Annotated in this window: 8 protein-coding genes and 1 tRNA gene; 4 read left to right on the top strand and 5 right to left on the bottom strand. The window is 54.2% G+C overall.

What is annotated here, in order from left to right:
• Nucleotides 1–16: 16 nt before the first annotated feature.
• Nucleotides 17–625, bottom strand: a complete 609-nt coding sequence (locus tag IXC47_RS12030) for a trimeric intracellular cation channel family protein (protein ID WP_124574962.1) — start codon at nucleotides 623–625, stop codon at nucleotides 17–19.
• A 208-nt stretch (nucleotides 626–833) separates the two neighbouring features.
• On the opposite strand from IXC47_RS12030, the gene IXC47_RS12025 reads away from it, so the two are divergent.
• The 4 genes from IXC47_RS12025 (at nucleotide 834) to IXC47_RS12010 (ending at nucleotide 4617) form a co-directional block, all read left to right on the top strand.
• Nucleotides 834–1100 (top strand): type B 50S ribosomal protein L31, encoded by a 267-nt coding sequence (locus IXC47_RS12025; protein ID WP_175626176.1) that lies wholly within the window; start codon nucleotides 834–836, stop codon nucleotides 1098–1100.
• 180 nt (nucleotides 1101–1280) lie between these two features.
• Complete coding sequence (locus IXC47_RS12020; RefSeq protein WP_175626175.1) at nucleotides 1281–3020, top strand: ArnT family glycosyltransferase; 1740 nt, start codon at nucleotides 1281–1283, stop codon at nucleotides 3018–3020.
• A 108-nt stretch (nucleotides 3021–3128) separates the two neighbouring features.
• Nucleotides 3129–3213 (top strand) — tRNA-Leu (locus IXC47_RS12015).
• Between the two features lie 165 nt (nucleotides 3214–3378).
• Nucleotides 3379–4617, top strand: a complete 1239-nt coding sequence (locus tag IXC47_RS12010; protein ID WP_195875782.1) for a tyrosine-type recombinase/integrase — start codon at nucleotides 3379–3381, stop codon at nucleotides 4615–4617.
• A 77-nt stretch (nucleotides 4618–4694) separates the two neighbouring features.
• Here the strand turns inward: IXC47_RS12010 and IXC47_RS12005 are convergent, their stop codons facing one another.
• The 4 genes from IXC47_RS12005 to zorA are packed head-to-tail and all read right to left on the bottom strand — an operon-like array spanning nucleotide 4695 to nucleotide 12831.
• Nucleotides 4695–8465, bottom strand: a complete 3771-nt coding sequence (locus IXC47_RS12005) for an SNF2-related protein (protein WP_230089526.1) — start codon at nucleotides 8463–8465, stop codon at nucleotides 4695–4697.
• 2 nt (nucleotides 8466–8467) lie between these two features.
• A complete protein-coding gene (locus IXC47_RS12000) occupies nucleotides 8468–10102 on the bottom strand; it encodes an EH signature domain-containing protein (protein WP_195875781.1) in 1635 nt (544 codons plus the stop codon).
• Nucleotides 10099–10818 carry a flagellar motor protein MotB gene (locus IXC47_RS11995; protein ID WP_195875780.1) on the bottom strand — a complete coding sequence of 240 codons (720 nt, stop codon included), beginning with the start codon at nucleotides 10816–10818 and terminating at the stop codon, nucleotides 10099–10101. The genes IXC47_RS12000 and IXC47_RS11995 overlap by 4 nt, the downstream gene beginning before the upstream one ends.
• Nucleotides 10819–10824: 6 nt before the next feature.
• Complete coding sequence (gene zorA / locus IXC47_RS11990) at nucleotides 10825–12831, bottom strand: anti-phage ZorAB system protein ZorA (protein WP_195875779.1); 2007 nt, start codon at nucleotides 12829–12831, stop codon at nucleotides 10825–10827.
• Between the last annotated feature and the right edge of the window lie 271 nt (nucleotides 12832–13102).

The raw sequence follows: 13102 nt of genomic DNA, 5'->3' as shown, positions 1-13102 counted from the left end.
TTTATTAGTCTGTACTTTATCCAGGCAAACGCCAGTTCCGCCGCACTGCCAACAGGCGTAACACCGACGTTACCAGGATACTGGCTATCAGCGCCACGGCCGACGTCATATTCAACCACTCCAGCAACAAATACACGGTACAGCCGAGCAAGGAACAGGTCGCATATAACTGCTCGCGGCGGAACACCATCGGTATCTGGTTACACAAGACATCACGCAGCACACCACCGAAAATACCGGTGGTCACGCCCATCATCACGCAAATAAACACCGGCATCTGCGCTTCCATTGCCAGCGAAGTCCCGACCGCACTAAACAAACCCAGGCCCAGCGCATCAGCCACGACGATAGTCTTTTCAGCCACGGCAGAACGCAAATGCGGCAAAAACGGCCCGGCCAGCAAAGCCAGTACAAAGACCAGGATTGCGTATTCCTGATGCTCAACCCAGAACAGCGGACGTCGATCCAGCAACATATCGCGCAGGGTACCGCCACCAAAAGCTGTCACAAAAGCAACAATAAACACCCCGACCAGATCCATATCCTTGCGCCGCGCCTCGACAAAGCCGGAGCAGGCAAATGCAATGATGCCGCAGGCTTCCACCACCTGCAGCAGCGTACTCATGCCACTTTGCAAACCTATTGTCACAGGGTCTCCCTTTTATTCTTGGTGCTGAACTGTAACACCGCTGTTGCCAAATCTATCGCAAACCCATGATTTCATTGTATAATCTCCGGCTCGTTCCAACCCAGGCAAGTGATCGACAATCGGGTCAAGAAGCTGTGCGACCGACGAAGTGACGATTGGCTACCAAACTAACCAAGGCAGAAAAATGAAAGAAGGCATACACCCAGAATATCGCGAAGTCGTGTTTCAAGACATGTCTAACGATTTCAAATTCATCACCCGTTCGACCATTCAAACTCGTGAATCCATCGAATTTGAAGGCGCAACATACCCGCTGATCAAGATCGAGGTTTCGTCGGAATCGCATCCTTTCTACACCGGCAAACACAAAATCGTTGATACCGCAGGTCGCGTGGATAAATTCCGCAAGAAATTCGGTTCCGTCGGTTCCAAAACAAGCGTGGCAGAATAATTCGTCACAGCGTTTTAAAAAGGCAGCTACGGCTGCCTTTTTTATTATTGCATCAGGCCCCATGTGCCTGTCAGTGCGCACAAAACCGGCCTTTTCACTCTATACGGATGAATCCGCTGCACTGATAAAGAATTTTTACGGCACAATAACGCCGGATCAAATAAAAATAACGTCCCCTACATGAAGCCAGTCCGCCTGCCCGCCTCCGCTACACTCGCACTCCCGCGCTGGGCCTTGTTCGCACTGTGTCTGCTGTATATCCTGCCCGGCCTGGTTGGCCGTGATCCGTGGAAACCAGACGACGCTGCCGGCTTTGGCATCATGTGGACCATGGCCACCGGCACACTGGCCGACTGGTTATCACCGAATATCGTCGGCCTCGCCATGCCGGAAGAAGGTCCGCTGGCATTCTGGTTAGGCGCCATCTGCATCAAATTATTTGGCTGGCTGGTCGGTGCGCCCATGGCTGCGCGCATCGCGCCTATCTGCTTCTTCCTGCTGGGCTCGACCGCAGTCTGGTACACCACCTACCTGCTGGGTCGTCGCACTGAAGCGCAACCACTCAAGCTCGCCTTCGGCGGACAACCTGAACCGAAGGACTTCGGCCGCACACTGGCGGACGGCGCACTGCTGATCTACCTGGGCTGCCTCGGCTTGCTGGTACACAGCCATGGCACTACCTCGGAAGCGCTGCAGGTTTCGCTGGTCGCTTGCGCGCTGTACGCCACCACCCGCCTGTTTGAAAAACACACCGTGCGTCGCGCAGTGGTGCTGGGTGTCGCACTCGGCTTGCTGGCACTGACGCGCGGCTGGGTCACGCCCTTCGCCATCTGGCTAGGCATCATAGTGCTCGCGGCAATACGCGAGCGTGCCCTGTTGCCACGCCTGATACTAATCTCGCTGCCACTGGCTGCCGCCATCACCGGTGCGTGGATATGGGCCAGTCAACAAGTGCAACCACACGGCAACTCGCCGATAGATGCGTGGATGGCGTGGAACTACCACCTGGTCGATGCCCCGTCCTGGTCCACGCTGCAATATTTCCTGAAGAATGCGATCTGGTTCGCATGGCCGGCATGGCCGTTCGCGATCTGGGCAGTCTACGCATGGCGTCGCCAGCACGCGGCATTGCACATCACATTGCCACTGACTTTCTTCGCTGCACTGCTGGTACTGGCACTGCTCAACTCGCACGGTGAAGAAGCCAGCCTGTTGCCACTGCTGCCTATGCTCGCGATCCTGGCTGCCTTCGGCTTGCCGACCATGAAGCGTGGCGCCATCAATGCGGTCGACTGGTTCTCGGTGATGATGCTGACCACGTGCGCGGCCTTCATCTGGATAGGCTGGATCGCCAAGCAAACCGGCTGGCCGGCACAGCTGGCAAAGAATGCATTCAAGATCGCGCCTGGCTTCAAACCTGAATTCAACCTCTTCATCCTGCTGGTCGCCGCTGCTGCATCCGCAGGCTGGATCTGGATCGTCTACTGGCGCGTCTCGCGTCGCCCATCGGTCTTGTGGCGCGCGGTCGTGCTCTCATCCGGCGGTATCATCCTATGCTGGTTGCTGCTGATGACCTTGTGGCTGCCATGGGGTAACTACATCAAGAGCTATGTCGGCGTCGCGCAGCAAATCGATGCGGCCTTGCCGACCGTCAAACGTTGCGTCGCCTCGAATGTAGGCCCGGCCCAGCGTGCTTCCTTCGCTTACTTCGGCAAGGTAGAGTTCGCGCAAATTGGCGAGAAAAACTGCGACTACCTGCTGCTGCAGGACACCCACCGCGGCAATGATGCAGCGCAGTCCATCACGCGTTACAACCAGCAATGGCAACTGGTCTGGCACGGTCGCCGGCCGGCTGACCGCGACGAACGCTTCCGCCTGTATCGCCGTGTCTACAACGCCCCGGCCGCCAGCCAGCAGTAATGTCGATTAGCTATCGATTTTGTAAAAAATTTGCGTACAGGCAGCATATTCAAGCGTCATGAGTCTTGCTCAAATCGGGCAAATCGAGCATAATGCTCAGCTTGCGTTGCCGAGATGGCGGAATAGGTAGACGCACGGGACTCAAAATCCCGCGCCGCAAGGCGTGCCGGTTCGATTCCGGCTCTCGGCACCAGTCGTACATGCAGTAGAGTCCAAAGTAGTCCAAAAACCCGTGTCTAGCCCAGTGCTGACGCGGGTTTTTTGTTTTATGACGTCTTTTGGGGTCCATTGCAATCCAACACCTTTACATCCACACTAGCATCCATAAGCACTTAATCAAAAACTGCATGGATGAACGATGCCAAAACTCGCAAAACCGCTCACTGATTTACAGGTAAGAACTGCCAAACCAGTTGCAGGAAAAGCTCACACCTTAGCTGATGGCTTGGGCATGTATCTTGAGATCACCGCAGTGGGTACGAAGATATGGCGCATGTCGTATCGTCAGCAGAACGGCAAACAAAACCGTTTGACCTTCGGTTCATATCCTGAGATATCTCTTACGGAAGCAAGAGCCAAACGTGCAGAGGCGCGAAAACTACTAGCTGATGGTATTGACCCTGCCCAATTCAAACGTGAAGCAAAAGAAGCTAAAGCTATTGCGGGTACACATACCTTTGAAGCAGTCGCTCACGCTTGGTTGAAGAAAACCTCAGCAATGCGCGCCGCAACAACCCAAGAAAAAGTTACCAACTGGTTGCGAAAAGATGTGTTTCCATTTATCGGGCATATGCCTGTTTCTTTAATCAAGCCGTTAAATGTTTTAACCACAGTACAAAAGATGGAAGCACGTGGTTCAATTGAATCTGCCCATCGAGTGAAACAAATATGTGGCCAAGTACTTAGGTACGCCGTTGCCTCTGGGCTGGCAGAACGAGATGTGACCGCAGATTTAAGAGGCGCATTATCCGTTGTACCGAAGACAAACTATGCAGCCATCGTAGAACCTAAACAGGCAGGAGTATTACTTCGCTCTATCTTTGGCTACTCTGGCCATCCCTATGCCGTGGCCGCGCTGAAGCTGTCTCCTCTTCTATTTGTGCGGCCAGGAGAATTGCGCTCCGCAGAATGGAAAGAGATCGATCTTGATGCAGCCGAGTGGCGCATCCCCGCCTCGAAAATGAAGATGAATATCGACCACCTCGTCCCTCTGTCTACACAATCCCTCGAAATTTTACGGGAGGTGCACGCGATGACGGGACATGGGAAATATGTATTCCCAAGCATTCGAACTTATGAACGATGCATGAGCGAAAATACTATTAACGCAGCTTTACGGAGTATGGGCTACGACAAGGAAACAATGACTGCACATGGTTTTAGGGCGATGGCACGCACCATAATGGATGAGGTATTAGGCGAACGAGTGGATCTGATTGAGCATCAGTTAGCTCATGCGGTAAAAGATCCCAATGGTCGTGCATACAATCGTACTGCTCATTTACCTGCCCGTCGAGAAATGATGCAACGGTGGGCAGACTATTTAGATACCTTGCGTAAAGGAGCTGATGTCATCGAGTTAAAAACTGGTTCATAACAAGAATTTTAACCGTACGCGTTTTACAAGTCTTATCAGCATTACTACTTGACTCCTTGCTACTAAATCGCCAGCGACTAGAGCTCTGTCCAACCTGCTAGCAAAAACCGATCGAGCTCTCCTCGTTTCATTGGATAACTCGCGAGCATTTCCGCAAGTTGATCACCTTCGATCAACTCAACTTTTAATAATTTCGCTTGGCTTCGCGCCGCTTGGTTAAATCGGCGATTGGTGACAGCCAACATGGAAAAAACGATCCCAGGATAGCGAGCGCCGTAAGCAGCTGATCCAGCGTAAACATCTTTGACTGCTTCCCACCCCTCCCCTTTACTCTCGATGGTCGAACTTTTGCATTGAATCAGCGCTCCTTCGTTGCTCTTAATTGCGACAACATCGACACCCCCGTCACCGGCACGCTTTGTCTTTATGGTTCGCGAATAGCCCATCTTGCTCCACAGCAGAGCGCAAAAAGCCTCAAAGGTATCGCCATCCATCGAGCCGATGTCTTCAGCGACCAGTGGCTGGTTGCTGAACGCATTGCCGCCATCAGGAGCTTCCAGATCACCAAAGTCGGCAGGGCTCACATCACCCGCCCCGTTGAGCATGTCAGTCGAAAGGGCGCGTTTTTTGTCGAGCAGCTTGTCGAGCTTAGCGTCGAATGTCAGAAAATCGTGAGCGACCACCACAGGGTAATAAACATAGACATCACGCGTCTGTCCAATGCGGTAGGCGCGGTCTGTAGCTTGATCCTCTTTGGCCGGATTCCACGTGCGCGTAAAGTGAATGACATGATTGGCCGCTTGAATGTTCACGCCAAATCCAACAGCTAGCGGCGACAGAATGATCACTCCGAAACCTGGTCGCTCCTGGAATGCTTTGAGCCGTTTCTGACGATTATTGGCGTTTGCTGAATCCGCCGACGTATCTCCGTTGATCACGTCAGGCATGAATTCGAAGCGCTCTGAAATCGCCCGCTGTAACGTTCGCTGCAAGTCCCTAAACTCACAGAACACAATCGCTTTCTCTCCGGTTTTTTTGATCTCTTTTAGATGACTCAGCATCCACGCCATCTTAGGCGAATCTCTCACGATGTCAGGAAGCGGCTCCGATGCCGTGGAAAGATGGCCTGGCGATCTTGGATCGGAGCAGAGCCGACGCAGATACTGCAAAAGCCCTAACGGCGACTGCATGCCGGTGGCCTGTTTTCCGGCTGGTCTCGCGCGAAACTGAGCGACCGCATCGGCGTAAAGGGAGCGCTGACGCTGCGACAAAGGCAAGGCGCGACAACCATCGAACTCAATTTTCTTAGGCAAATCTTTAGCGACCTCGGCTTTTGTGCGTCTGAGTTTTTGTGGCTCTATTAAATTTCTCAGCTCCTCAATGCGGATTTTTTCGTCGTCAGTTTCCGACTCGATCGGTTTACGGTATTTGGAGCCGAAATCTTTCAACGCGCCAAGCAGTCCGGGCTGGATGAAATCGAAAAGACACCAGATGTCAGTGAGAGTGTTTTCCACAGGCGTTCCTGTGCAAGCGATCTTTAGCCTGGCGTTTTGTTTCTTCGCGGCCCGGGTCACCAAGGCGTTAGGATTTTTGATTTTCTGCGCCTCATCGCAAATCATCGCCGACCATCGCTGAGCGGCCAATGAAAACTCAAGGTCTCGAAGCGTCTCATAAGTCGTCAAAACGACATTCGCCGTGCCGAGCCAACCTAATGTCAGTAGCTTGGGGGAACCCGCCTCTATCAGCCCCTCATCGAACGCCGACTTATGCACACGTTTAGCAGCCAGATCAGGGCCATAAAGAGTGAGGACCTTCATCGCGCCAGGCGAGAAGAACTTGGTGATCTCCTCCTTCCAGTTTTCCAAAAGCGAGACCGGCGCCACCACCAAGAACGGATCAATGCCGGGCTCCCGCTCAATCGCTGCGGCCATGAAGGTCAGCAACTGAATCGTCTTTCCAAGACCCATGTCATCGGCAAGCAGCGCTCCGCGGCACGCGTTGGGCGAGTGACTCCATAAATGCTGAAGCCACGCGACGCCATAGAGCTGATGCTCCTTGAGTTCTATGTGACTGAGCATCGTCGATGGCAGTGCGGCTGGTTCTGTGAGGTTGGCAAGCGCGCCCCTTCGCTCCTCGTAATCCAAAGAGTCGACATTGGGCTTGACGACTAATCCTCTGCGCTCGACGATTCCATTTTTTTTGGAGGTTTTTTTTGGATCAAACGATCCCTTTTCAACCTCCTCGCGAACTTGACCTAGAGTTTCGAGAGTGTCGATCGCCCAAGACACCGGCACAGGCTTCGGGCAGCCGGGAAAATCGAAAGTCTCGCGCTTCTCTTGGCGCGCCTTGTCCAATTCAGCCCGAAAGACGCTCAAATTTCTATCGTCGAGCGCAACCGCCACGGTATCGCCGTCGTCCGCAGGAGTGAAGAACAGGCCTAAATCTATATTTTCTGGAAACCATCCGGCGTCTTCGCTTTTCTTCGCGATAAAGGGCGAGTAATAAGCCTTCTCAACTCCAAACCCGCCCACGCGCTCGGAATATTTGGATAGATCGAAAATGTCGGACGCGCTGATGCGACTCGGATTTCGCCAATCGTTAAGCGCCCCTCGCAGCAAAGCCGCTTGACGCGGCGTATCGCCTAAAATTTCGAGGTCGAAGCCATCCCAGTGGCAGCACTGCGCTCCATCCGCGATCTTGCGTTCAAGCTTTTTGAGGAAGCTTTCCAGCGGGACCGGACCTTCAAATTTAAACTGCTCGGCTTGGACCGCGCCTCTGAGAGTTTCCTCAATAATTAAAGCGACCTCATACGGACGTCCTTTGTCATCGCGCGACACCTTCGCGGTGAAGCATGCGAACACGATGCCGGCGTCCTCTCTCGCGCGTTCGAACTGCTCAGGATCAATGACCTTCGTCGCGTCAGGTCCAAGCGTGGCGAATGGATTGCGAACGAACGCCTCAGCGCGCTCTCCGGCTATGCGACGGCCAGGCATGCGCCTGATTTCACGCAGCACCGTTCGCGCCTCATCTGACAACAGCACATGCACAAGGCCATTGCCATCGGGAATTTCGTAACGCTCGGGCACCGTGTCGAAGCGATCAAACAACTCAAGCCAACGAGGGGGAGCGCCATCAAATCCCGGCATCACCTCCACTAGCTTGTCCCCGACCACATCTCCCTTGCGGAGATCGATGCGCAAGCGCTCCGGGGTTAAAACCACAGTCTTCCGGAGATAGTCCGTCAAGTCCGCGCCCGCGCGTGATGCATGACCCCGAATGGTTGACCAATCGCGCTTATTTGTATCCGGCGTCCGTTCGCTGCCCTCTCGATTGCGTTGCTCCGCGATTGCCTGAGTCATGCGCCAAGCGGCCTCGGAAATAATCGCCGACTTCCCTCCCGCGGTGAGAACGCCGCCGGCAAGGGTGACATTGCCATTTGGACGCTGCCCTTGGGAATTAAGCCAGCCTTGGATGCCGACCGCGAAGTCAGTGTCCGTCAGCGTTCCTCTGCTCGACAGCGCGGGCCTCCACGCCTCTTGGCTGGGCAATCCCAAAAGACCAAGCGTTCCGCCATGCTCGTCTGATTCCAACAAGGTGTAGTAGTCCGCCCATGAAAGGGTCGCGCCATCTGGGCGCAACTCGACAAATCCCTCCTCTTCGAGCTGTCGAAGCAGGAAAACCAATTCGGCGCCCACAGCAAAAGACAGCGGAGAAGAAAGCCAATCATCGAAGGCGGGCTCGGGGCGAAAAGCAATGCCTTCGTCGTCCCAAGAAACCAACGCGGTTGCGGATGGCGAGGAAGAGCCTGCCATCGCCTTATTTTTTGATTGAAACGGTGACCACACCATGTCTACTCCTTGAACCAGCCGCGGCCGGATCTAAACGCAAACCCCTTGGCTTGCAGTTCCTTAGCGAGATGCGATGAGCGCTCCGTCTCGTCGATCCAGAGCGCTCCTCCCACACCTCGAAGATCGTTCACTTTGAAACGGCTATCGGCGACTAAAACTTCAAGGCTCGGCACGCAAGCCGGCCGTTTCTCTGGTTTTTTCCCGATCAGCTTGATCAATCTGTCGTCGAATTTCTGCTCCCAACTTTTCAACGCGACCGGCGAATCACGGTGGCTCATCTTGTCTTCGTTGTCGTCGCCCCGGAGCTCACTGATATGGACGCTAGCTCTCTGCTGACCCGAGTTAAGAGTCGCGATAAACGACGGGCTGAGCGAATCCCATCTGAACAGGTAAAACGCGTTGTTTTCCGCTCCAAACTCGACCGCAAGATAAGCCCCAATACGCATGACGAACGCGTTGTTGTCCGGGGTTGAGCCCTCTAAGGTGAGCAGCCGACCTTTGGCGCGCTCGCGGAACTCCCGAAACTTCCCTCCTCTCTGCGCGGTTGCGGATGAGCCCAGGACGAACCACATGTCCTCCACGAACGGAACAAATCGTAGCCAATACGCCACCCGCCGTTCGTCGTTGATTCCTTCAACGCTAAGCAACTCAAAAAAGTCGGCGACGAGGCGCTCTTTAAGCCAAAGGAAGACCATTTCCCTCGCTTGGTCATCCGCGGTGTCCTTTATGCGGACCCAAGCATCCCAATTTGTTCTCCGAAGCCATGGGTTTCCGATAGTCGAAGTGGCCGCATCTCGTAGCGCCGGTTGCTCCGGCCGGTCGCCGCAGCGAGCGTAACGCGAAACCAAATGAGCCACGCAACGAATCCTCAACTGGCCGCTGATAGACACGCCACCGCTGCCCGTTGCGATCACGAGCAAATCAGGCAGCGCGGCTTTGAATTGCTGATCTTTCAAATCGGAGGCTGCCTTCATTTGAGCGAACACCGCCTCATCTATCACCCAAGAATCGTCGGGGATGGAAAGACCATCCCGCGCGTCGTTCAAAAGCACTGGATCCTTGCGCAACAGGCCAGCGCCAAATTTGTCGCATGGCTGATTGGTCAACAACTCCGGATGCCGCAATAAGGTCTCAAACCATGGTGGCTTGAACTCGAGCAGGTTCATAATTCGATCTCGCTCTGTCCTCAGCCATGCCCGCAAACCGAGCCAGCCGGTCTTAGATTCGGCGCTGGCGTCTTCGCTGTTACGGTGAAAAGAGAAATAGGTCGACAACAGCGCTTGGAAACAACGCAGTCTGCGATGAGTAGAGGGCTGCTGCTCGGCCATGCGGGCGACAGCGCCGCGCAACGTTTCGTCAGCTAACACGGACCATCCGCCGCCGTCCAGCGCTCCCAATCCAAGGCAGACGTATTTGAGATCTCGAAATCCGACAATCTCCCTCGACTTTTTGAAGTCCGCAACCGCGGCCAAGATTGAGCGCTCATCCGCGATGATGCCGGCCGTTCCATGGTCTTGATGGACGCGCGCCCGCGCCCGGGTCATTTCAGCGGGATCCGACCATGTCTCTGGAGATATGGGACCGTTTGCGAAAGATCGTTTGAGACCCGTCTGAAGGATGGCGAGGGAATCAATCATCTGTCGTTCGGGCATCTCAAGCCTGGATCCAATGGAATATCTGGCGGTGGCTCTTTGGCAGAACCCAAATCGCGGAACTCGAGCTTAATCTCGACCCTCCTCATTTGGGCTGCGCCGCTTGAGGCGGTGTTGAAGGATGAGCCGCCAGCGAGGAACAACGTTTGAATCAGAGCTCGATCAGCGGCGGACAAAGAATCCGGCTGCTGAGTGTTGAGCAAAGCGCACAACACCCGCTGCGAGCGTTGGTAACTCAAATTGAGATTGAAAAGATAGTCGCCCGTCTTGCTCGCAAAGCCTTCGACCACAATTCTCTTCAACCACTTGTCGCATTTATCCGAGCGCGCCACATCCAACACGCGAGGGACGAACTTACGCACGAAACGCTCATCATCAGGTTTCTCAAACTTGTGCTCCTTGTCTTGGAACTGGACCAGCTTGCCGAAATCGATGGAGTGTCCATGCACCGTCACGCCTTTAAACGCGTCAAGCTTGGTCAACGCGTCTACATCGGAAACGCAATTCGCGATGGTCTTATCGCGCTCTTGGGATTCCTTTTTGATTTGTTGCAGGCCCTGCGTAACCGCCATTAGCGCGACGGCCATCGCCACCAAAAATAGAACCATTAAAGCCGTCATCAAATCGGAAAACGAAATCCAGAACGGCTTCTCGCCGTCTTCGCGGCCGCCGCGTCGCTTGGGAGCTTTGATTCCAAGCATGTCCCATTACCTCCGAGGCGGAATGTCGTCGACGACGTCGCCCAAGTTCTTAATGGCCCCGGATAGCAATTGAACCGAACTCGACAACTCGGTTTGGAACATGCGGTTCCCTTCCCGGAGCGTGTTCTCGACATTCTCCCGGAACGATTCGTGCGCTTTGACTAAAACCTCGCTGACGCCTTGCAAGTATTCTTCCGACTGCTTCTGCGCGATCGTGAGTTGCTGAGCAGCTTTTTCAATCCGACCGATGATTTCCGATGTCATGGAGGCGTCGCGTTTGGCGTTGTCGATGGTTTCTTTCAACTCAGCGACCATGATGGCAAAAGTGTCCCGCGTCTTAGCGTAGTCAGCAAAGATCATCTTCGCGCCATCGGTGGACATTGTGAGTTGAGCGGATGCGACCTTGATAGCTTCCGTGGCCACTGCTGACGCTCGCATTGTCTCCGATACGCCATCGCCCGCTTTCGCAAAAGCGTTGGCGGCGACAAGTACTGTGTCAGCGCCAGAGCTCAATCCCGAGATCGCCTTATCAGTAGCCTGCGTCAACCCCGCGACTGTGTTTTGCAACGACTTGTTAGTCTCCATCGATTGGGCTAGCAACTGCTCAACCTGACCCGACAACGAGCCGATGGCTTGACCCGTTGTTTGCTCAAATCGGTTTTGGCGGTCGCCTTGCGACTCGGCCGCATGCTCCGCTTGCTTTCTCAATTGCTCAACAACACCGGCGACTTGATCGCCCACCGCTGACAGAGTGTCTTTGAGTTTTTGTGAAGACTCGGTCTGCGATTCAGACACCAAAGCCTTGATCTGTTCGACAAACGCGCCCATTTGCGTGTTCATAGCCGATTGACGGGCATCCATGGCTTCCAAGGCTTTGCCTAACCGCTCACCCATGGCGTCAACCGTATTGGTTCCGGCGGCGTCCATGTTCGCCGCGAGCAGTTTGAATTCGATAGCGGTGGCTTGCATCGACTCGCTTGCCTTGACCATCAATTCGGACATGCCCGCCATCTGGCCACCGAACATTTCGCGCATCTGACTGGCGAAACTCGCAAGCACGTCCGTGAGCATCTTGTTGACCGCGTCGCCTTGGTTGGAGCTCACGCCCTCCACCGCTTTGGTGATCGCGGCCATCGGCCCGCTCAGGCTCTCGGCGATCGCTTTGCCGACATCCGAGGACATCTGACCAACGTTCTGAGCCTGCGCCTCCATTTGTCGAGTCGCCAGAGTCGTCAGTATCTCTTTAAGATCAGCGACTAAAGCGTCTTTGATCTGCTGCGATTGCGTGGAGGCGTTTTCCGACGAAATGACGAGTCGTTCAAGGTATTCCTCACCCGCCCCGCTCTTGAATAAACTGTCGATCAGTTCGCGCAGCTCCTCGACTTGTTTGCATCGGGAAGTGACTACCGACTTCTCGATCCAAGTGAACAGCATCGCCAAGAATATAGCGGAAGCCGAGACGAAGAAGGCGTGGCCCACCGAATTAACCAAGTTGCGAAGTTGTTCCTGCGCCTGAGTTGGATCAAGCGACACATCAAAGCTAATGAGCCCCTTGATAAGGCCCAAAAACGTGCCAATGATCCCTAAGCCCGTCAATAGACCCGGCAAATGTTTGAAGAATTCCGTTTTTAATCGGCTATCGACGATCGCTTGCTCGGTAAAGAAGCTTTCCGCGAGCGCGGTTGATCGCCAGCGAGCAATCCGCTTGTGCCCATGCTCGTCATCCTCTTTTTGGGGATGCAGCGTCTTGCTGTATTCCTTCCACAGATGGTCAAGCGCCGGCCCCGACATTGCCTTCTGCCCAATTTCGTCTAGCTCGGTGACTTCTCCTCCGTTAATGTCTGATCGAATGGCTCGCAAAGCGGCCAGCGAGTCCTTTAACTCACGCGATAGCTTGATAGATTGACCGACAAATCGCAGCAGAAAATCGATCGTGATGCCGACCAAAACAATGGCCAACAAACCCATGTGCCAATATTCCGCAGCCAATCTTGCGAGATCAATGTCTCCCATATTGTTTTCCCTGTTTTTGATCTTTGCGATGAACTATGCTGCCCTATCCCCTTAGCAAGCTCACGGAAATAGGATTTTGGCAGCCCCGGCGCGTTGATGCTCACATACAGCATGTAGCTAGCGGACACACGTCATGCCAAAACTCGCGTCGTATTTATTCACGGCTGATGATTTAGATGCGAGAATTGGCTGCGACATAAGTCTATCCTTTCTTATCGCGACGTTTTCCATTAGTTTCGAACAAAACTGAAAGAATATGGGCATCGGCCCG

The sequence above is a fragment of the Herminiimonas contaminans genome, from assembly GCF_015645465.1.
GTDB lineage: Bacteria > Pseudomonadota > Gammaproteobacteria > Burkholderiales > Burkholderiaceae_D > Oxalicibacterium > Oxalicibacterium contaminans.
This window is presented reverse-complemented; position numbering and strand designations above follow the sequence as displayed.

What these genes read in the sequence shown, in the direction of transcription:
- IXC47_RS12030 (WP_124574962.1), bottom strand. Translation starts at nt 625, where the DNA reads ATGAGTACGCTGCTGCAGGTGGTGGAAGCCTGCGGCATCATTGCATTT.
- IXC47_RS12010 (WP_195875782.1), top strand. Translation starts at nt 3,379, where the DNA reads ATGCCAAAACTCGCAAAACCGCTCACTGATTTACAGGTAAGAACTGCC.
- IXC47_RS12000 (WP_195875781.1), bottom strand. Translation starts at nt 10,102, where the DNA reads ATGATTGATTCCCTCGCCATCCTTCAGACGGGTCTCAAACGATCTTTC.
- zorA (WP_195875779.1), bottom strand. Translation starts at nt 12,831, where the DNA reads ATGGGAGACATTGATCTCGCAAGATTGGCTGCGGAATATTGGCACATG.
- IXC47_RS12020 (WP_175626175.1), top strand. Translation starts at nt 1,281, where the DNA reads ATGAAGCCAGTCCGCCTGCCCGCCTCCGCTACACTCGCACTCCCGCGC.
- IXC47_RS12005 (WP_230089526.1), bottom strand. Translation starts at nt 8,465, where the DNA reads ATGGTGTGGTCACCGTTTCAATCAAAAAATAAGGCGATGGCAGGCTCT.
- IXC47_RS11995 (WP_195875780.1), bottom strand. Translation starts at nt 10,818, where the DNA reads ATGCTTGGAATCAAAGCTCCCAAGCGACGCGGCGGCCGCGAAGACGGC.
- IXC47_RS12025 (WP_175626176.1), top strand. Translation starts at nt 834, where the DNA reads ATGAAAGAAGGCATACACCCAGAATATCGCGAAGTCGTGTTTCAAGAC.